Source organism: Variovorax sp. CCNWLW235, assembly GCF_037204085.1.
Taxonomy (GTDB): Bacteria; Pseudomonadota; Gammaproteobacteria; order Burkholderiales; family Burkholderiaceae_C; genus Variovorax.
Map to the genome: position 1 here is coordinate 206,406 of NZ_JBBCBW010000008.1, position 18,887 is coordinate 225,292.

The 18,887-nt window shown below is 66.4% G+C and carries 20 protein-coding genes; 14 read left to right on the top strand and 6 right to left on the bottom strand.

The features are described 5' to 3' along the window. Positions 1-3: 3 nt before the first annotated feature. Genes ribH through V9L21_RS12350 form a run of 7 tightly spaced genes read left to right on the top strand, consistent with a single transcriptional unit; the run spans position 4 to position 4,766 of the window. Positions 4-471 (top strand): 6,7-dimethyl-8-ribityllumazine synthase, encoded by a 468-nt coding sequence (ribH, locus tag V9L21_RS12320; protein ID WP_337312188.1) that lies wholly within the window; start codon positions 4-6, stop codon positions 469-471. Further along, positions 468-1,013, top strand: a complete 546-nt coding sequence (gene nusB / locus V9L21_RS12325) for a transcription antitermination factor NusB (protein WP_337312190.1) — start codon at positions 468-470, stop codon at positions 1,011-1,013. Before ribH ends, nusB begins: the two co-directional genes overlap by 4 nt. Then, positions 1,010-2,206 (top strand): pyridoxal phosphate-dependent aminotransferase, encoded by a 1,197-nt coding sequence (locus tag V9L21_RS12330; RefSeq protein ID WP_337312192.1) that lies wholly within the window; start codon positions 1,010-1,012, stop codon positions 2,204-2,206. The genes nusB and V9L21_RS12330 overlap by 4 nt, the downstream gene beginning before the upstream one ends. After that, positions 2,203-2,661 carry a YbgC/FadM family acyl-CoA thioesterase gene (locus V9L21_RS12335; RefSeq protein ID WP_157614416.1) on the top strand — a complete coding sequence of 153 codons (459 nt, stop codon included), beginning with the start codon at positions 2,203-2,205 and terminating at the stop codon, positions 2,659-2,661. The genes V9L21_RS12330 and V9L21_RS12335 overlap by 4 nt, the downstream gene beginning before the upstream one ends. Next, positions 2,658-3,380 carry a protein TolQ gene (tolQ, locus tag V9L21_RS12340; protein ID WP_126750007.1) on the top strand — a complete coding sequence of 241 codons (723 nt, stop codon included), beginning with the start codon at positions 2,658-2,660 and terminating at the stop codon, positions 3,378-3,380. Before V9L21_RS12335 ends, tolQ begins: the two co-directional genes overlap by 4 nt. Before the next feature lie 15 nt (positions 3,381-3,395). Beyond that, positions 3,396-3,833, top strand: a complete 438-nt coding sequence (locus tag V9L21_RS12345) for a biopolymer transporter ExbD (protein WP_337312194.1) — start codon at positions 3,396-3,398, stop codon at positions 3,831-3,833. A 3-nt stretch (positions 3,834-3,836) separates the two neighbouring features. Beyond that, positions 3,837-4,766, top strand: a complete 930-nt coding sequence (locus V9L21_RS12350) for a cell envelope integrity protein TolA (protein ID WP_337312196.1) — start codon at positions 3,837-3,839, stop codon at positions 4,764-4,766. Between the two features lie 64 nt (positions 4,767-4,830). On the opposite strand, the gene dnaE is transcribed toward V9L21_RS12350, so the two are convergent. Next, complete coding sequence (gene dnaE / locus V9L21_RS12355; protein WP_337312198.1) at positions 4,831-8,349, bottom strand: DNA polymerase III subunit alpha; 3,519 nt, start codon at positions 8,347-8,349, stop codon at positions 4,831-4,833. Between the two features lie 149 nt (positions 8,350-8,498). On the opposite strand from dnaE, the gene V9L21_RS12360 reads away from it, so the two are divergent. After that, positions 8,499-9,284, top strand: coding sequence for a sulfurtransferase (locus V9L21_RS12360; RefSeq protein WP_337312200.1), 786 nt, complete (start codon positions 8,499-8,501; stop codon positions 9,282-9,284). Between the two features lie 36 nt (positions 9,285-9,320). Here V9L21_RS12360 and V9L21_RS12365 read toward each other — a convergent pair whose 3' ends face one another. From V9L21_RS12365 to V9L21_RS12380, 4 genes are all read right to left on the bottom strand, one after another. Beyond that, positions 9,321-10,244, bottom strand: a complete 924-nt coding sequence (locus tag V9L21_RS12365; RefSeq protein WP_337312202.1) for a pirin family protein — start codon at positions 10,242-10,244, stop codon at positions 9,321-9,323. A 141-nt stretch (positions 10,245-10,385) separates the two neighbouring features. Next, complete coding sequence (locus V9L21_RS12370; protein ID WP_337312204.1) at positions 10,386-10,937, bottom strand: flavodoxin family protein; 552 nt, start codon at positions 10,935-10,937, stop codon at positions 10,386-10,388. A gap of 61 nt (positions 10,938-10,998) precedes the next feature. Continuing rightward, positions 10,999-11,436: a DoxX family protein gene (locus V9L21_RS12375; RefSeq protein ID WP_258507019.1), complete on the bottom strand. Its 438-nt coding sequence runs from the start codon at positions 11,434-11,436 to the stop codon at positions 10,999-11,001. 66 nt (positions 11,437-11,502) lie between these two features. Then, entirely contained in the window at positions 11,503-12,204 is a 702-nt protein-coding gene (locus V9L21_RS12380; RefSeq protein ID WP_337312206.1) for a pirin family protein, read from the bottom strand. 177 nt (positions 12,205-12,381) lie between these two features. On the opposite strand from V9L21_RS12380, the gene V9L21_RS12385 reads away from it, so the two are divergent. The 5 genes from V9L21_RS12385 to V9L21_RS12405 all read left to right on the top strand — a co-directional run bounded on the left by V9L21_RS12385 (position 12,382) and on the right by V9L21_RS12405 (position 17,426). Then, on the top strand, positions 12,382-13,335 hold the full coding sequence (locus V9L21_RS12385; protein ID WP_337298542.1) for a LysR family transcriptional regulator: 954 nt from the start codon (positions 12,382-12,384) through the stop codon (positions 13,333-13,335). A gap of 86 nt (positions 13,336-13,421) precedes the next feature. Continuing rightward, on the top strand, positions 13,422-14,513 hold the full coding sequence (locus V9L21_RS12390; RefSeq protein ID WP_337312208.1) for an NAD(P)/FAD-dependent oxidoreductase: 1,092 nt from the start codon (positions 13,422-13,424) through the stop codon (positions 14,511-14,513). A 7-nt stretch (positions 14,514-14,520) separates the two neighbouring features. Continuing rightward, complete coding sequence (gene gluQRS / locus V9L21_RS12395) at positions 14,521-15,444, top strand: tRNA glutamyl-Q(34) synthetase GluQRS (protein ID WP_337312210.1); 924 nt, start codon at positions 14,521-14,523, stop codon at positions 15,442-15,444. Next, entirely contained in the window at positions 15,444-16,187 is a 744-nt protein-coding gene (trmB, locus tag V9L21_RS12400) for a tRNA (guanosine(46)-N7)-methyltransferase TrmB (RefSeq protein WP_337312212.1), read from the top strand. The genes gluQRS and trmB overlap by 1 nt, the downstream gene beginning before the upstream one ends. Positions 16,188-16,268: 81 nt before the next feature. After that, a complete protein-coding gene (locus tag V9L21_RS12405; protein ID WP_337312214.1) occupies positions 16,269-17,426 on the top strand; it encodes an ABC transporter substrate-binding protein in 1,158 nt (385 codons plus the stop codon). Positions 17,427-17,457: 31 nt separating this feature from the next. On the opposite strand, the gene V9L21_RS12410 is transcribed toward V9L21_RS12405, so the two are convergent. Beyond that, positions 17,458-18,177 (bottom strand): Crp/Fnr family transcriptional regulator, encoded by a 720-nt coding sequence (locus tag V9L21_RS12410; RefSeq protein ID WP_443304747.1) that lies wholly within the window; start codon positions 18,175-18,177, stop codon positions 17,458-17,460. A 99-nt stretch (positions 18,178-18,276) separates the two neighbouring features. Between V9L21_RS12410 and V9L21_RS12415 the strand changes: the two genes are divergently transcribed. Continuing rightward, positions 18,277-18,867 (top strand): HD domain-containing protein, encoded by a 591-nt coding sequence (locus V9L21_RS12415; RefSeq protein WP_337298547.1) that lies wholly within the window; start codon positions 18,277-18,279, stop codon positions 18,865-18,867. The last annotated feature ends 20 nt before the right edge of the window (positions 18,868-18,887 follow it).

The window sequence follows — 18,887 nt, forward strand, 5'->3', positions numbered from 1 at the left end:
GACATGCAAGATGCAAACAAGGGAGCGGATGCAAAGCCGCTCGACGGAAAAGGGCTGCGCATCGGCATCGTCCAGGCACGCTTCAACGCCGACATCACGGACGCGCTGGCCGCGGCCTGCCTGGCCGAGCTCGAAAAGCTCGGCGTGGCGGCAGACGACATCCATCATGTGCAGGTTCCCGGCGCGCTCGAAGTGCCCGTGGCCCTGCAGGCGATGGCCGTGCGCGGCGGCTACCACGCGCTCGTGGCGCTGGGCTGCATCATCCGCGGAGAAACCTACCACTTCGAACTGGTGGCCAACGAATCGGGCGCGAGCGTGAGCCGCATCGCGCTCGACCATCGCATTCCCATCGCCAACGCGATCCTCACCACCGAAAACCTGGAACAAGCCGTCGCCCGGCAGACCGACAAGGGCCGCGACGCAGCCCAGGTCGCCGTCGAGATGGCGCGGCTGCTGGCCTCCCTGACATGACCGAAGACAACAACAAGGCAGCCGGCGCCAAGCCGCGCCCGGTGCGGCAAGTGCGCACCGGCCTCACCAGCACCGGCGCACGCAAGGCTTCGGCCAAGTCCAACCGCAGCCGCGCGCGCGAATTTGCGCTGCAGGCGCTCTACCAGCACCTGGTGGGCCGCAACGACGCGGCCGCCATCGACCAGTTCACGCGCGACCTCGCGGGCTTCCACAAGGCCGACGCCGCACATTACGACGCGCTGCTGCATGGCGCCATCGAAGGCGCGGAGCAGCTCGACGCGCTGATCCGCCCGTTGCTCGACCGCAAGTTCGAAGAGATCTCGCCCATCGAGCATGCCGTGATGTGGATCGGCGTGTACGAGTTTCAGCACTGCCTGGACGTTCCATGGCGCGTGGTACTCAACGAGTGCATCGAGCTTGCCAAGGAATTCGGTGGCACCGACGGCCACAAGTACGTGAACGCCGTGCTCAACGGCCTGGCGCCGCAACTGCGCGCGGCCGAGGTGGAGGCCGACCGCACTTCCGGCAAGGCCAGGACGTGAGAATTTCGGCGCGCGCGCAGCGCATCGAACCGTTCTATGTGATGGAAGTCGCCAAGGCCGCCGGCGTGCTTGCGCGCGAGCTGGCCCACACCGATCGGCCGATGATCTTCCTGAACATCGGCGAGCCCGACTTCACCGCACCGCCGCTGGTGCAGGAAGCCGCCGCACGCGCGGTGCGTGCCGGCGCCACGCAGTACACGCAGGCCACCGGGCTCGACCATTTGCGCGAGCGCATCAGCGGCTGGTATGCGCAGCGCTTCGGCGTCGACGTGCCGGCGCGCCGCATCGTGGTGACCGCCGGCGCATCGGCCGCGCTGCAGCTGGCCTGCCTGGCGCTCATCGAATCGGGCGACGAAATCCTGCTGCCCGACCCGAGCTACCCCTGCAACCGCCACTTCGTGAGTGCCGCGGAAGGCACCGCGGTGATGATCCCGACCACGGCCGACGAGCGCTTTCAGCTCACCGCTGCCAAGGTCGAAGCCGCGTGGACCGACAAGACGCGCGGCGTGCTGCTCGCCTCGCCTTCCAACCCCACGGGCACCTCGATTGCGCCCGACGAACTGCGCCGCATCCACAACGTGGTGTCGCAGCGCGGCGGCATCACGCTGATCGACGAGATCTACCTCGGCCTCTCATACGACGATGCCTTCGGCCAGACCGCCCTGGCCATCGACGACAACGTCATCAGCATCAACAGCTTCAGCAAGTACTTCAACATGACGGGCTGGCGCCTCGGCTGGCTGGTGGTGCCCGAAGCGCTGGTGCCGGTGGTCGAGCGGCTGGCGCAAAACCTCTTCATCTGCCCCAGCACCGTATCGCAATACGCGGCGCTGGCCTGCTTCGAGGATCCGAGCATTGCCGAATACGAACGCCGCCGCGCCGAGTTCAAGGCGCGACGCGACTGGTTCATTCCGCAGCTCAATGCGCTGGGCCTCAGCGTGCCGGTGGTGCCCGATGGTGCCTTCTACGCCTGGGCCGACTGCACCAGCGTGGCCGAGAAGCTCGGCATTTCGGGCAGCTGGGATTTCGCCTTCGAAACCATGAAGCGCGCCCATGTGGCCCTGACGCCCGGCCGCGATTTCGGTACCGCCGAAACCGGCAAGTTCGTGCGCTTTTCCACCGCCAGCTCGATGGCTCATCTCGAGGAATCCATCGAACGCCTGCGGGCGATGATCGCGAACCCGGCCCCATGAGCTACGCGTTTCCGATCCGCGTGTATTGGGAGGACACCGACGCCGGCGGCATCGTGTTCTACGCCAACTACCTCAAGTTCATGGAACGCGGGCGCACCGAATGGCTGCGTTCGCTGGGCGTGGAGCAGCGAAAGCTGCGCGAGGAAACCGGCGGCCAGTTCGTGGTGAGCGAAACGCAGCTCAAATACCATCGCCCCTCCCGTCTCGACGACGAACTGCTGGTTACAGCCGATCTCCGACAAATGGGTACGGCGTCGTTGATAATCGGTCAGCAGGTGCTATCAAAAACAGAGCAAGAGCGAACAGGCGCCCCGGCGCCCGTCCTTCTGTGCGAAGGCACCATCCGCATCGGCTGGGTGGACGCCACCACATTGCGCCCCGCGCGCATACCGACCCAAGTTTCGGGAACCCTCGAGCGCTCCGGCGGCTCCATGACTCAACCTTTCAAGCCATGAACCAAGACCTCTCGATCATCAATCTCCTCCTCCACGCGAGCTTCGTGGTCCAACTGGTCGTGCTGCTGCTCGTGATTGTTTCGATTGCCAGCTGGGCCGCGATCATCCGCAAATACTTTGCGCTGCGCCGCATGCGCGCGCTGAACGATGACTTCGAACGCGAGTTCTGGTCGGGCACCAGCCTGAACGAGCTGTTTGCCTCGGCCGCGCAGAACGCCAAGTTCGCCGGCCCCATGGAGCGCATCTTCGCTTCGGGCATGCGCGAATACCAGAAGCTGCGCGAACGCCACGTGAGCGATGCCAGCACGCTGCTCGACGGCGCCCGCCGCGCCATGCGCGCGAGCTTCCAGCGTGAACTCGATGCGGCCGAACAGAACCTGTCGTTCCTGGCCACCGTGGGCTCGGTGTCGCCGTATGTCGGCCTCTTCGGCACCGTCTGGGGGATCATGCACGCCTTCACCGGTCTGGCCGCGCTCGCGCAGGTGACGCTGGCCACCGTGGCCCCCGGCATTGCCGAGGCACTGGTGGCCACGGCCATCGGCCTGTTCGCCGCCATTCCCGCGGTGGTGGGCTACAACCGCTTCGCGCGCGAGATCGACAAGATCGCGATCGCGCTCGAGACCTACATCGAGGAGTTCTCGAACATCCTGCAGCGCAACTTGTCGGCCCACCCGGCCGCGAGCGCGACGGCAGCTTCGGCGACTCCGGGCAACCGCTGAACGGAGGCCCAGCGCATGCCCGCCGTTTCATCCCGGGGCCGAGGCCGCCGCACGATCAACGAGATCAACATGGTCCCGTTCATCGACGTGATGCTGGTGCTGCTGATCATCTTCATGGTCACCGCGCCGCTCATCACGCCGAGCGTGATCAACCTGCCCTCGGTCGACCGTGCCAACAAGCAGCCCGACAAGCCCATCGAGATCGTCATCAAGAGCGATGACGAAGTGCAGATCAAGAAAGACTCGTCCAGCGGCAGCGGCGGCGCGTCGATCCCCATGACCCAGATCGGCTCCGCGGCCAAGACCGCCCAGGGCGGCGACGACCAGCGCCCTGTGGTCATCAGCGCCGACAAGTCCGTCAAGTACGAAACCGTCGTGAAGGCGATGAACCAACTCAAGCGCAGCGGCATCGAGCGCGTGGGCCTGTCCGTCACCACCACGGGCGGCAAATAAGGCATGTCGCTCGCCCTGGATCGCCCCGAGTTCGCACCACCGCCGCAGCGCGGCACGCCGCGCGCGGTGCTGCTTGCATTGGTCGCGCATGCACTCCTGATCGCGGCGCTGACGTGGGGAGTGCGCTGGCGCAGCGACGCCGACGAAGGCGCGGTCGATGCCGAGTTGTGGTCTTCCACGGTGCAGCAGGCCGCGCCGCGCCTGTCCGCACCGCAAGCGCCCACGCCCGCTCCCGCACCGCCGCCGCCGGCCCCCCCGCCGCCGCCGCCACCACCCCAGGTGAAGGCTCCCGAGCCCGCACCGCCGCCGCGCGCACCGGACATCGCGCTCGAGCGCGAGAAAAAGCTCAAGGAAGAAAAAGAGCAGAAGGAGCGCGAGCTCGAGCGCCAGCAACAGCAGCGCAAGAAAGAGCTCGAAGCCAAGCAGCGCGCCGAAGACGAGGCCGAGCGCAAGAAGGCCCAGCAGCAAAAGCTCGCCGAGCAGCAGAAGAAGCAGCAGGAAGCCGAGGCCAAGCAGGCCGAAGCGAAGAAACAGCAGCAGGAAGCGGCAGCCAAGCAGGCCGCCGCCGACCGCGCCGCCACGCTCAAGCGCATGCAGGGCCTTGCGGGCGCGAGCGGCAGCGACGATTCCAAGGGAACCGCCCTGCGTTCGTCGGGGCCTTCGAGCGGCTATGCAGGGCGCATCGCAGCGGCCGTTCGTCCGAACATCACCTTCCCCGATGCGGAAACGGTCAATGGCAATCCTGCCGCCGAGTTCGAAGTGAATCTGGCGCCCGACGGCACCATCGTCGGCGTCAAGCTGACCCGGTCGAGCGGACTGCCCAGCTGGGACGAAGCCGCCGAACGCGGCCTGCGCAAGACCGACAAGCTGCCGCGCGACTCCGACGGGCGCATCTTCCCGTCGCTGATCGTCTCGCTGCGGCCCAAGCGCTAACAAGGGCGGGCTGGCGCTACACGCGCCTGGCCGCCTTGGCGCTCAGTCGGTCGCCTCGTTCATCTCACTCGTAGACGACCGAGGCTTTTCCGGCTTCGGCCTGCGCCGTCCAGCTTGCCAGCGCGGCATCGGTCGGAAAGAACTTGGCACGCTCGCCAAGCTGCAGTTCGACCTGCGCACCGCCCCGCGCCATCGAAAGGCGCACCGGCAGCCCCTGCACCAGATCGCCGTGTTCGCTTTGCTCCGTGCGTGGCGGAAAGTCTTTCACCAGGCGCGCGATGTCCGGTGCCTTGCCGTTGACCGCCACGCGCAGGAATTTGCCGAAGCGGCAGCGCGCCGTGGCCAGGTCCCACACCTGCTGCACCTGGAAGCGCGCCTCGAAACCGCCGCGGCCCGGCTGCAGCCGGCCGCTCACGATCACCAACTCATCGTCTTTCAGCGTGTTGCGGTTCGCGTTGATCAGCGCCTCGTCGGCTGTCGCGTCAATGGAGTCCGACTTGTCGTCGAGCTTGAAGATCGCCAGACGACCGCGCTGGCCATTGATCACGCGGAAGTCGCTCACGATGCCCGCAATCACCTGCTGCTCGCGGGTGTCCATCAGGTCGCCGATCTCGCGCTTGCAGAAGCGCCGCACCTCGTGCGACACCTCGTCGAACAGATGACCCGAGAGGTAGAAGCCCACGGCCGTCTTCTCGTAGGTGAGCCGCTCCTTCACGCCCCAAGGCGTGGCGTCGACCAGTTCGGGCTCCTGCGTGGCCGAGCCGTGTTCGCTGTCGCCGAAGATGTCGACCTGAGCCGCGTTGGCTTCGGTGGCCACCGCAAACTCGAAGGCGCGGTCGACCGAGGCGATGAGCGAAGCGCGGTTCTGCTGAATGGCGTCGAACGCGCCGGCCTTGATGAGCGCCTCGACCGTGCGCTTGTTGATGCGCTGGCGGTCGATGCGCACGCAAAAATCGAACAGGCTCTTGAACGGGCCGCCCTCTTCGCGCGCCCGAACGATGGCCTCGACCGCAAGCTGGCCCGTGCCCTTGACGGCACCCAGGCCGTAGCGAATCACCTTGTCGGTAACCGGCTCGAAGCGGTAGTTGCCGCGGTTCACATCCGGCGGCTCGAAGGTAATGCCGAAGTTTTTCTGCGCGTCTTCGAACAACACCTTGAGCTTGTCGGTGTCGTCCATTTCCACGGTCATGTTGGCGCAGAAAAACTCGGCCGTGTAATGAACCTTGAGCCAGCCCGTGTGATACGCCAGCAGCGAGTACGCGGCGGCGTGCGACTTGTTGAAGCCGTAGCCCGCGAACTTCTCCATCAAGTCGAAGATCTCGTCGGCCTTGTCCTGCGGAATGCCGTGGGTCTTGAGCGCGCCCGCGCGGAATTTCTCGCGGTGCTCGGCCATCTCCTCGAGCTTTTTCTTGCCCATGGCGCGGCGCAGCAGGTCGGCGCCGCCGAGCGAGTAGCCGCCCAGGATCTGCGCGGTCTGCATCACCTGCTCCTGGTAGACCATGATCCCGTAGGTCTCGGAGAGCATTTCGGCCACCGCCGGGTGCGGGTACTCCACCTCTTCGCGGCCGTGCTTGCGCGCCACAAAGCTCGGGATCAGGTCCATCGGGCCCGGCCGGTACAGCGCGTTGAGCGCAATCAGGTCTTCAAGGCGCGTGGGCCGCGCATCCTTCAGCATGCCCTGCATGCCGCGGCTTTCAAACTGGAACACCGCTTCCGTCTTGCCCTCGGAAAACAGCTTGTAGGTCTCGCGGTCGTCCAGCTTGATGTTCTCGTACGCGAAGTTCTCCTGGCCCTTGTGACGCTTGACGATGAACTCTTTCGCAATCTCGAGAATGGTGAGCGTGGCCAGGCCCAGAAAGTCGAACTTCACGAGGCCGATGGCCTCCACGTCGTCCTTGTCGTACTGGCTCACGGCCGAGTCGCTGCCGGGCTGCTGGTACAGCGGGCAAAAATCGGTGAGCTTGCCGGGCGCAATCAGCACGCCGCCCGCGTGCATGCCGATGTTGCGGGTCATGCCTTCGAGCTTTTGCGCAAGCTCCACCAGCATGCGCACTTCTTCTTCCTTCTCGATGCGGGCCGCAAGCTGCGGCTCCATCTCGATGGCGTAGTTGTTCTTGTCACCATCCACCTTCGGCTCGGGCGGGTACTGGATAGTGACCGGCTGGCCCGGCTTGTTCGGAATGAGCTTGCTGATGCCGTCGCAGAACATGTAGCTCATGTCCAGCACGCGGCCCACGTCGCGAATGGCGGCGCGCGCGGCCATCGTTCCGAAGGTGGCGATCTGGCTCACGGCCTCGCGGCCGTACTTGTCCTTCACGTAGTCGATCACGCGGTCGCGGTTGCCCTGGCAGAAGTCGATGTCGAAGTCGGGCATCGAAACGCGTTCGGGGTTCAGGAAACGTTCGAACAGCAGCTTGTATTCGAGCGGATCGAGGTCGGTGATCTTCAGCGCATAGGCCACCAGCGAGCCCGCGCCCGAGCCCCGGCCCGGCCCCACCGGACAGCCGTTGTTCTTGGCCCACTTGATGAAGTCGCCCACGATCAGGAAGTAGCCCGGGAACCCCATGTTCAAGATGGTGTTGATCTCGAACTCCAGCCGCTCCACATAGCGCGGCCGCTCGGCATCGCGCTTGGCCTGGTCTGGATACAGGTGCACCAGCCGCTCTTCAAGTCCCGCGAACGACTCCTGGCGGAAGAACTCGTCGATCGGCATGCGCACGCCTTCACTGATGAAGGGCGTCGGAAAGTCGGGCAGCTGCGGCTTGCCGAGCACCAACGTCAGGTTGCAGCGCTTGGCAATCTCGACCGTGTTGGCCAGTGCGCTCGGCACGTCGGCAAAGAGCGCTTCCATCTCGGCGCTCGACTTGAAATACTGCTCCTCGGTGAACTTGCGCACCCGGCGCGGGTTGCCCAGGATTTCACCTTCCGAGATGCAGACGCGTGCCTCGTGCGCCTCGTAGTCCTGGCGTTCGGCAAACTGCACGGGGTGCGTGGCGACCACCGGCAGGCGCAGCCGGGCCGCGAGCTTCACGGCGGCAATCACATGCGGCTCGTCCTCGGGGCGGCCTGCGCGCTGCAGTTCGATGTAGAAGCGGTGCGGGAACATGCCCGCCAGTTGCAGCGCCAATTCGGCGGCGCGTTCTTCCTGCCCTTGCAAGAGCGGCGCGCCCAGCGGGCCGGCTTGCGCGCCCGAAAGCGCAATCAGCCCGCCCTGCAGTTCTTCGAGCCACTCGAGCTTGCAGGCGGCTTGGGATTGCCCCCGGCCCACGTTCTGCGTCCAGGCGCGCGCCAGCAACTCGGAAAGGTGCAGGTAGCCCTCCATGTTCTGCACCAGCAGCACGATGCGCGTAAGCACGCCGGGCTCCTTGCCCAGCCCCTCGACGAAAATTTCGGCGCCGATGACCGGCTTGACACCCTTGCTGCGCCCCTGCTTGTAGAACTTGATCGCCCCGAACAGGTTGTTCAGGTCGGTAATGGCCAGCGCGGGCTGCTTGTCGGCAGCGGCGGCCTTGACGACTTCGTCGATTCGGTTGGTGCCGTCGACGACGGAAAACTCGGTGTGCAGGCGCAGGTGAACAAACATCCTCCCATTGTAGAAACCGGCACTCCACGATGTGGGTTGGCAATCCCCTAAATTGAGCCCCCCGGCTTGCCACTTCGTGTGCTTCGCCACCCCCCGAGGGGGAGGCTCGGTGCCTTGGGGCGGCCCGGCGGCACCTACAATTCCGCCCCGTGCAAGAGATTTTGAATATTGCGGCCTACAAGTTCGTAGCCATCGACGACAGCCCCGTGCTGCGTGAAGACCTGCGCGGGCGCGCCCAGGCGCTGGGCCTCATGGGCACCATCCTGCTGGCGCCCGAGGGCATCAACCTGTTCTTGGCGGGCGCAGCCGACGCCGTTCACAGCTTTGTGGCCAGCCTGCGCGCCGATCCGCGCTTTGCAGACCTCGAAACCAAGGAAAGCTGCTCGGCCACGCAGCCCTTCCGCCGCATGCTGGTAAAGCTCAAGCGCGAGATCATCCGCATGGACCATCCCGCCATCCAGCCGGCGGCCGGCCGCGCACCCGGCGTGGACGCGCACACGCTCAAGCGCTGGCTCGACCAGGGGCATGACGACGCCGGCCGCGAGATTGCGCTGCTCGACACGCGCAACGACTTCGAGGTCGACGAAGGCACTTTCGACGGCGCAATCGACTGGCGCATCACCAAGTTCACCGAATTCCCGCCCGCACTGAAAGCCCACCGCGCCGAATTCGCGGGCAAGACGGTCGTGAGCTTCTGCACCGGCGGTATCCGCTGCGAAAAGGCCGCCATCCTGATGCGCGAGGAAGGCGTGGAGAACGTGCTGCAGCTCGAAGGCGGCATCCTGAAATATTTCGAAGAAGTCGGCGGTGCGCACTATCACGGCGACTGTTTCGTATTCGACGGCCGGCGCGCGCTGGCACCCGACCTCAGTGCGCGTGCGGCCGATGCGAGTGCGCGCGCTGCCGAAGATCCCGACCTGGAACGAAAGAACTGAGCCCCGCGGCGCGGGGCCTTGTTCGCTGCGAGCTCGTCAGACCGGCGTGGTGCCGACGTCCGGCTCGCGCACGCCGAAGGGCTTGCCCGGTAGCGGAATGAATTCGGTCTCGCCGGGCACATGGCCCATGCGCTGGGCGGCCCAGTCGGAGCCGGCCTCCAGAATGCGCTCGCGCCGGCTGGAGACGAAGTTCCAGGTGATGTAGCGCGGGCCATCGAGCGGCTCGCCGCCGATCACCATCAAACGCACCGCTGTGTCGGCGCTCAGCACTGCGCCCTGGCCGTCTGGCAGCACAACCATCGTGTGTGCCGCAATGGTCTCGCCGTTGACGCGCGCATCGGCATCGACGGCATAGACGGCCAACTCCTGTGCCAGCGCGGGCAATTCGAAGCGGCCGCCAGCGAGCAGCGCGACGTCGAGGTAAAGCGTCTGCGACAGCGTCTGGACCGGTGAGCGCTTTCCAAAGGCCTCGCCCACCAGCACGCGCACTTGCGCGCCCTGCTCCACAAGCTCGGGAATGGCGCTGGCCGGCGTGTGCTCGAAGCTCGGCTCGACCTCTTCATGCGCCTGCGGCAAGGCCGCCCAAAGCTGCAGGCCATGGTTCACGTAGGTATCGGCCTTGAGCCGCTCGGGCTTGCGTTCGGAGTGCACGATGCCGCGGCCCGCCGTCATCCAGTTGATGGCGCCGGGCAAAATTTCCTGCACGCTGCCGAGGCTGTCGCGATGCATCATCGCGCCCTCGAAAAGATAGGTGACCGTCGAAAGGCCGATATGCGGGTGCGGCCGCACATCGTGCTCGGCACCGGGCTGCTCGGTAGCCGGGCCGAAGTGGTCGAAGAAGACGAAGGGCCCGACCGATCGGCGCTGCGCCGCGGGCAGCAGGCGCCGCACCTTGAAGCCACCGCCCAGGTCCTTGTCGTGCGGTTGAAGCAGTTGGGTCTGTGCGGTGGTGTCGGTCATCTGGGGGCTCCGTTGTATGCCAGCTTCGTCACTGTCTTTTCGTGAGACACCGTGGAACCGGCTTTGCCGGGCCACTGGTGTCGCCCCCTGGAAGGGGGTTGGCGAAGCGACACGAAGTGCGCGAAGACTGGGGGGTAAGTTCTAGACTCGCGATCTTGCCACTTCGGCGACGCGCTCGCCGAAAGCGCGCGCGGTGTCGAAGTCGCCCTTGAACATCTCGGCCGGGCTCGCATCCGACGGCGACTGCGTGAGCAGGCCGCCGTAGCCGCCCACGTAGTTCAGCGAGTCGCGCGTGGCCGCCTTGTTGTTGGTCGGCAAGATGCCCAGGCTGACCCAGATGCCGCTGTGCTGCATCGCGAGCGTCCATAGGTACGTCAGGGTCGTGACCTTGTCGCCGTTCATGGTGGCGCTGTTGGTGAAGCCCGCAAAGAGCTTGTCTTTCCAGCCCTGCGTGAACCACACCTTCGACGACGCATCGGCAAACTTCTTGAACTGCCAGCTCACGCCGCCCATGTAGGTCGGCGAGCCCATGACGATGGCGTCCGCCGCGGCCAGCGTTTCCCAACCGCCTTCGGGCAGGTTGCCCTCCGCATCGATGGCGAGCAGTTGCGCGCCGGCTCCATCGGCAACGGCCTGGGCGATGCGCTGGGTGTGGCCGTAGCCGGAATGAAAGACGACAACGATGTTTGGCATTGGATGGTTCTCCTGAAGTGGTGACGAGGGTCGTTGATGCGAAGCCCGGGCAAAAGCCTGCTTACTTCCTGTCGATGCTGAAACGGCCGGCACCGAAGGCGACAAAGGCGAGCAAACCGCCCGAAATGGCAATGTTCTTGAAGAACATCAGCTGGTTCACGAAGGCCTTGTCCGCAGGCATGCTCCAGTAATTGTGGAACAGCACCGATGCCGCCACGGTGAACACCGCCAGCACCACGGCCGCGAGGCGCGTCTTGAAGCCGACGAGCAGCATCAGGCCCAGGCCCAGCTCCACGACAATTGCGATGACTGCCGCAACCTGCGGCAACGGCGCGCCGACGGACGAGATGTACCCCACCGTGCCCGCAAAGCCCATGAGCTTGCTGAAGCCCGCAGGCACGAAAAGCAGCGCGAGCAGCACGCGGCCTACAAGTGCCAGCGTGTCTTGCGCGGCGGTGGGGTTGGATGTGGCGGTTGCGTTGATTGCAGTGGTTGTCATGATGAAACTCCTCGGTTGTGAAAGTGAAATTGAGAGAAAAGAAACAAGAGCAAAGAGCGCGCCTGCTCAAGCGGCCAGGTCGAACACCAGCACTTCGGCATCCTTGCCGGCGCCGAGCGTCAGTTGCGATTCGCCTTGCAGCATCGCGGCGTCGCCGCCCGACAGCTTCTGGCCGTTGACTTCGAGCTCGCCGCGCACCAGGTGCACATAGCTCTTGCGCTGCGGATCGAGCGTCAGGCTGGCTTTTTCGTCACCGTCGAGCAGGCCGGCGAACAGGCGCGCATCGGCGTGCACCGTCACCGAACCGTCGGCGCCGTCGGGCGAGGCCACCAGGCGCAGCTTGCCGCGCTTTTCGTCATTGCTGAATTTCTTCTGCTCGTAGCCGGGCGCAATGCCGCGCACATTCGGCTCGATCCAGATCTGCAGGAAGTGCGTGGTCTCGTCGGCCTTGTGGTTGAACTCGCTGTGCATCACGCCGCGGCCCGCGCTCATGCGCTGCACGTCGCCCGGCGGAATCGATTCCACGTTGCCCATGCTGTCCTTGTGCGCCAGTTCGCCCGAGAGCACGTAGCTGATGATTTCCATGTCCTTGTGCCCATGGGTGCCAAAGCCGGCGCCCGCGGCCACGCGGTCTTCATTGATCACCCGCAGGTTGCCAAAGGCCATGTGGGCCGGGTCGTAGTAGCCGGCAAAAGAAAAGCTGTGGAACGAGCGCAGCCAGCCATGGTCGGCATAACCGCGTTCCTGTGATTTACGGACTTGCAACATCGTCTAACTCCTTTGGCCCTGCCCCGTGGGGATGCTCGGGCCTTCTTTCGTATGCCGCGCCGGATGCGCAGCGGATGTGAAGAACTTTAGGTCCGCACCCCAGCCGTAAAAGCGCCGGGTTTTGATGGCATCATTCAAATTATTTGATCAATCGATCGAGCATCCAACGGAGCCGCCATGCCCAGCGCCAGAGACGTATTGACCCCCGACGCGCTTTCGATGCTCCAGACCGTGGCCAGCACCGGCAGCTTTGCAGGTGCGGCGCGCGCGCTCAACCTGGTGCCCAGCGCGCTCAGCTACCGCGTGCGCCAGATCGAAGACGCGCTCGACGTGCTGCTGTTCGACCGCAGCGCCCGCCAGGCCCGCATCACCGAAGCGGGCGCCGAACTGCTGCGCGAAGCGGCGCGGCTGCTCGGCGAGATCGATGCCGTGGCCAACCGCGTGAAGCGCGTTGCCACCGGCTGGGAGCCGATGCTCACCATTGCCGTGGACAGCGTGATTGCACGCGACCCGCTGCTCGACCTGGCCACCGCCTTCTTCGCGCTGAACCCGCCTACGCGGCTCAAGCTGCGCGATGAAACGCTGCTCGGCACCATCGAGGCTTTGACCAGCGGCGAGGCCGACCTCGCCATCGGCGCAGTGCTCGACGCGGCAAGCCTGGCCTTCACTGCGACCGGTATCCGCAGCCGGCCGATCGGCGAGCTGTGCTTCGTCTATGCCGTGGCGCCGCACCATCCGCTCGCGCGCTTGCCCGAGCCATTGACCGATGCGGTGCTGCGCCAGCACCGTGCAGTGGCCGCTGCCGACTCGGTGCGCAGCGGGCCCAGCATGACGGTCAACCTGGTCGGCGGACAAGACGTGCTCACGGTACCGAGCATGCATGCCAAGCTGAACGCGCAACTACACGGCCTGGGCGGCGGCTTTCTGCCTGAGCCCATGGCACGGCCCTACATCGAAGCCGGCCATCTCGTCGAACGCAAGACCGAACGCCAGCCGCCGCTCGCAACCATGCATTGCGCCTGGCGCGTGCGCAGCGCGGGCGGGCCGGGTCGCGCGCTCGAATGGTGGCTCGCGCAGTTCGACCATGAGGCCACGCGGCGGGCGCTGCTCGAGCGGCACCGCGGGCGCTGAGGCTGCCCGGTCGGAGGCCCCGCTTCCAGACCGATGTAGAGTGCAACCACATCCATCGTTTCCCGTACACAAGAAAAGAGTCCCTCATGACCACTCGCGCAACCGCCAAGACGGCAAAGGCCACCGACCGCCACCGAACCCCCGCCGCCCCGCGCCACTACGCCGTCGTGGGCGCCGGCATAGCCGGCGTGGCCTGCGCACGCACGCTGGTGCAGGCCGGCCACAAGGTCACGGTCTTCGAACGCGAGTCCGCCCCCGGCGGGCGCATGGCGAGCATCGATACGGCCTTCGGCCGCTTCGACAGCGGCGCCCAGTACTTCACCGTGCGCGATGCCCGCTTTGCGCTGGCGCTCGAAGCCACGCCCAGCCTTTGCCGCCCATGGAGCGCCAACCTCGTGCGCGTGCTCGACGCGCACGGCCGCGTGGCCGAAGCGGCATTGCCGGGCCGCGAATCGCACTGGGTCGCCCAGCCCGGCATGGATGCGCTGGTGGCCTACTGGGCCGGGCCGCTGGGCGGCAACCTCGTGACCGGCACGCAAGTCACGCAGATCGAACCCGACGCGCTCGACCCGAAGCGCTGGCAACTGCGCACCGCGGGTGCGGACGATTCGCAGCATGTGTACTCGGGCTTCGATGCCGTGCTGCTGGCAGTGCCGCCCTCGCGCACGCGTGCGCTCTTGGGCGACGGCAAGCTCTCGGCCAGCATCAGCCAGAAGATCGAGCCCGTGCGCATCGCGCCCTGCTGGACGCTGATGATCGCCTTTCCGCAGGCCAACCAGGCCAACATGTCGCACCTCGGCCCGCAATGGAATGCGGCCCGCAGCACCCACCACCGCGTGGCGTGGCTCGCGCGCGAATCGTCCAAGCCCGGGCGCGAACGCGTCGAGCGCTGGACGCTGCAGGCCAGCGCCACCTGGTCGCAAGAGCACCTGCGCGACGACGCCGCGCGCGTCGAAGCCAAGCTGCTGCGCGCGTTCTCCGAAATCACCGGCATCCATGCCGCGCCCACGCACGCGCAAGCACGCTGCTGGACCGAAGCCCAGACGCAAGTCCCGGTGGGCAAGAGCCACCTGTGGGACGCCAAGGCACGCATCGGCGTGGCGGGCGACTGGTGCACCGGCCACCGGGTGGAAGACGCTTTCCTCTCGGGCCTCTCGCTGGCGCTTGCAGTGATCTGATTCGAGGATGCGTGAGACCGGCCGTTTCGCGCCTTCGCCCACCGGCCCGCTGCACGCCGGCTCGCTGGTTGCCGCACTTGCAAGCTGGCTCGACGTGCGCGCCCGCGGACCCGAGGCACGCTGGCTGATCCGCATCGAAGACGCGGACACCGAGCGTTGCCTGCCCGGCATGGGCGAGCACATCCTCCGGCAACTGGCCGACTGCGGCCTGTTGCCGGACGAAGCGCCGGTGTGGCAGACGCAGCGCACCGTGAATTACGAAGCGGCGCTTGCCAGGCTGCAGGCCCTCGGCCTCGCCTATCCCTGCGGCTGTTCGCGCAAGGACATCGACGAGGCGCTGGTCCGGCTCGGCCGGCCGCACACGCGACATGGAGAGCGGGTCTATCCCGGTACTTGCCGCAATGGTCTGCACGGCAAGCCCGCGCGGGCGTGGCGCTTTGCCACTGAAAAATTCGAAGCCATGCAACCGGCGCTTCCGTCGGGCGAACTCTGCTGGGCTGACCGCCGCCTCGGCCGCCAATGCCAGCACGTCAGCCGCGAGGTCGGCGACTTCGTGCTGCGCCGCGCCGATGGCCCGTGGGCTTATCAACTCGCGGTGGTGGTCGACGACGCGGAGCAAGGCGTGACCGACGTCGTGCGCGGCGAAGACCTGGCAGACAACACCGCGCGCCAGATCCTGCTGCAGCGCGCGCTCGGCATGCCGACGCCAAGTTACCTGCATACGCCCCTGGTGCGCGGCGCCGATGGCGACAAGCTCTCAAAGCAGAACGGCGCCACCCCCATCGACACCGCGACGCCCGAGGCCGCGCTGGCCTCGCTCGAGGCCGCCGCGCGTGTGCTCGGCCTAGGCGCTGCGCAAGGCGCCTCATGCGCTGCGGCACTGGCTGGCTGGGTGCCGGAATGGCGCGGTCTCTACAATTCGCGGCCGTAATGACCTTTCCCGACACCGTGCCCAACGATTCCCCGCCGAGCGACGACGCGGCCGACCAACCGCACCCGCTGCACCGCCGCCTCAAGAGCTTCGTGAAGCGCGCCGGCCGCACCACCGAAGGCCAGGCGCGCGCCTTTGCCGAACTGGGCCCGCTCTTCCTTCTGCCCTACAAGCCCGAGCCGCTCGACCTGACGGCGGCCTTCGGCGGCCGCGCCGCGCCAACCGTGCTCGAAATCGGCTTCGGCATGGGCGAAGCCACCGCGCACATTGCCACGGTGATGCCCGAGACCAACTTTCTTTGCTGCGAAGTGCACGAGCCCGGCGTGGGCGCACTGCTCAAGCGCATCGGCGAGCAATCGATCGGCAACATCCGCATTTGCGCCCACGATGCGGTCGACGTGCTCGACCACATGCTGCAGCCCGATTCACTGGCCGGCGTGCATGTGTTCTTTCCCGACCCGTGGCACAAGAAGCGCCACAACAAGCGCCGGCTGATCCAGCCCGAGTTCGTGAAGAAACTTGCCGAGCACCTGCGCCCGGGCGGCTACCTCCACTGCGCCACCGATTGGCAGCCTTACGCCGAGCAGATGCTCGAAGTGCTCTCGGCGGAACCCCTGCTGCGCAACACGGCCGAGGGCTATGCGCCCAAGCCGGAGTACCGGCCGCTGACCAAGTTCGAGAACCGCGGCCTCAAGCTGGGCCACGGCGTGTGGGACCTGGTCTTCCGGCGCGGCCCCGCCTAGCAGAGGGTTTACACCCCTGCCGCTTCCCGGTGGGCACCGAAATTGCTACACTTTTTTACTAATGTAGACAAAGGGTGGCAAATGAACAGCTCTCGCAGGCAAGTACTGAAGACGTCCAGCGCACTGCTGCTGGGCGGCGGCCTTTCTCTCCCGGCGCTCTCGCAACCCACCAAGGCCGCCGCAGGCGCGCGCGTGGTGCTGCTGGGCCAATCGGTTCCGCTGACGGGCGCGGCCGGCGAGATCGGCCTGGCCTTTGCGGCCGGCAGCCGGCTTGCCGTGGGCGACTTCAATGAGCGCAACGCGGCCAGCGGGCTCCAGCTGAAGCTGCTGCAGCTCGACGACGGCTACGACGCCACCCGTGCCGCAGCCAACGCCCGCACGCTGCTGGGTGCCGACAAGGCCGACATGCTGTTCGGCTTTGTGGGCACCGCAAGCAGCGATGCCGGCGCCAGCGTTGCCGCCCAGCAGGGCAACCTGCTGTTCGCGCCCTTTGCCGCAGCCGACTCGCTGCGCGAGGCGAGCCATCCGAACGTGTTTCACGTGCGTCCCGGCATGATCGACGAAGCGCTGAAGATCGTGCGCCAGTGCGCCACTGTGGGGCAGACGCGCATTGCGCTGGTGGGCGACGACGACGCCATGGGCCGCGCCGGCTTGGCGGCCGTGCAGCAGGCCATCACCGAACTCAAGGTGCCGCCGCTGGTCGCCACCGCCATGGTTCCCATGGGCGGCGACAAGCTCGACGCGGCGCTCAAGACCGTGCTGCAGCAGACGCCCCAGGCCATCGTGCTGGTGTCGCTTTCGGGCACCACGGCCAACGCCATCCGCAAGCTGCGCAAGAGCGGCTACACGGGCAGCTTCATGGCGTTCTCGATCGTGGGCATCGATCCGCTCTACGCCGAACTCGGCAAGGACATCGGCGGCATCGTCATCTCCCAAGTGGTGCCGTCGCCCCGGCCTTCGGCCATTCCCATCGTCAAGGAATACCGTGCCGCCGTCGACAACTCCGACCAGACGCCCTCGTACGAAGGCCTGGAAGGCTTCATTGCCGCCAAGGTGGTGGGCGAAGCGGTGCGGCGCGCGGGCCGCAGCTTTACCACCGCCAGCCTGCAGCGCGTGATGACGGCCATGACCGACTACGACGTGGGCGGCTTTCGCATCAACCTGCGGCCCGGCCTGCGCGATCCGTCGCGGAACATCGACCTGATCAGCATCTCGGCGGACGGCCGCGTTTTGCGCTGAACATGCGCAGATACGCGCTGAGTGCGCCGGGCTACCCGCTGCGCACCAGTGCCTGCAGCGCATCGACCGACAGAAGCTCGATGCGCCCGTAGCTCAGCGAAATCACCTCGTCGCGCGCCAGCGCGTTGAGCTCCTTCGAGAGCGTCTGGCGCGTGACGCCGAGCATCATGGCCAGCGCTTCCTGCGGCAGCATCAGCGTGCGGCGCAATTGCACCGATTGCGTGGCGTCGCCGCGCGCCAGCACCAGCAGGCGGTGCGCCACGCGCGCGCGCAGGCTGCGCAGCGTGGCATCTTCGGTCAGCCCGTAGAGCATGCGCACCCTTGCGGCCAGCATCATGGCAATGGCGTTGGCAAAGACCACGTCGCGCATCTGCTGCGCAAAAGCTTCGGGCGGCACCACCAGCAGGTCGAGCGGCTCCAGCGCGGTGGCATCGTGCGTGCGCGGCGAGCCGTCGAGCAGCGTGATCTCGCCGAACCAGTTGCCGGGCTCGAGCACCGCAAGGATGGCCTCGCGCCCGTCCTGCCGCAGCGACGATATCTTGATGGTGCCGGCCACCAGGCCATAAAAGCCGCCGCCCGCCGCATGCACCGGGTCGCCCTGGCGAAACACCATGGCACCGCGCCGCAGGTGGATGAGCTCGGCCGCGCCAAGCAAGGCCTCGCGCTGCGCCCGCGGAATGCTCGTGAACCACGGGTTGCGCTCCATCGCAGCCAGGTGCGAAGCGGAAAGGCGCGGCTTGGGAGCGGGCATCAGGGGTTTTCCAGACCCCTGCATTGTCAAATCCTTGACAGTTGCACGTCAAGCACAGGTCTACAGTGGCCGGCACCCCACAAGAACGGAGACCACAAGATGAGCGAACGGGCGAGTTTCACCAGCATGCAGCAGAGCACGCGCGAAGACTGGCAACTGATCGGCGGCGAGTTCAGGCAATTTGCAGGCGGCCTTCCCGCGCGCGTGATCAGGCACCTGCAGATCCTCGAAGGCGACTACGGCGGCTTTCCGGTCGACCGCTACACCCATTCGCTGCAAACCGCGACCCGCGCGCTGCGCGACGGCCGCGACGAGGAATACGTGGTGTGCGCGCTGCTGCACGACATCGGCGACACGCTCGGCAGCTTCAACCACCCCGACATTGCAGCCGCAATCCTCAAGCCCTTCGTGAGCGAGGCCAACCACTGGATGGTGCAGCACCACGGCATCTTCCAGGGCCACTACTTCTTTCACCACATTGGCCTGGACCGCGACATGCGCGACAACTTCAGGAACCACCCGCACTACGAGCGCACGGCCGAGTTCTGCGCGCTGTACGACAACCCGGCCTTCGACCCCAAGGCCGAGACGCTGCCCATCAGCGAATTCGAACCCATGCTGCAGCGCCTGATGGCGCAGCCCAAGCAGAGCATCTACAAGGCCGCGATGAAAGAGCCGGCCGCCGCCTGACACCCCGACAAAGGACACAC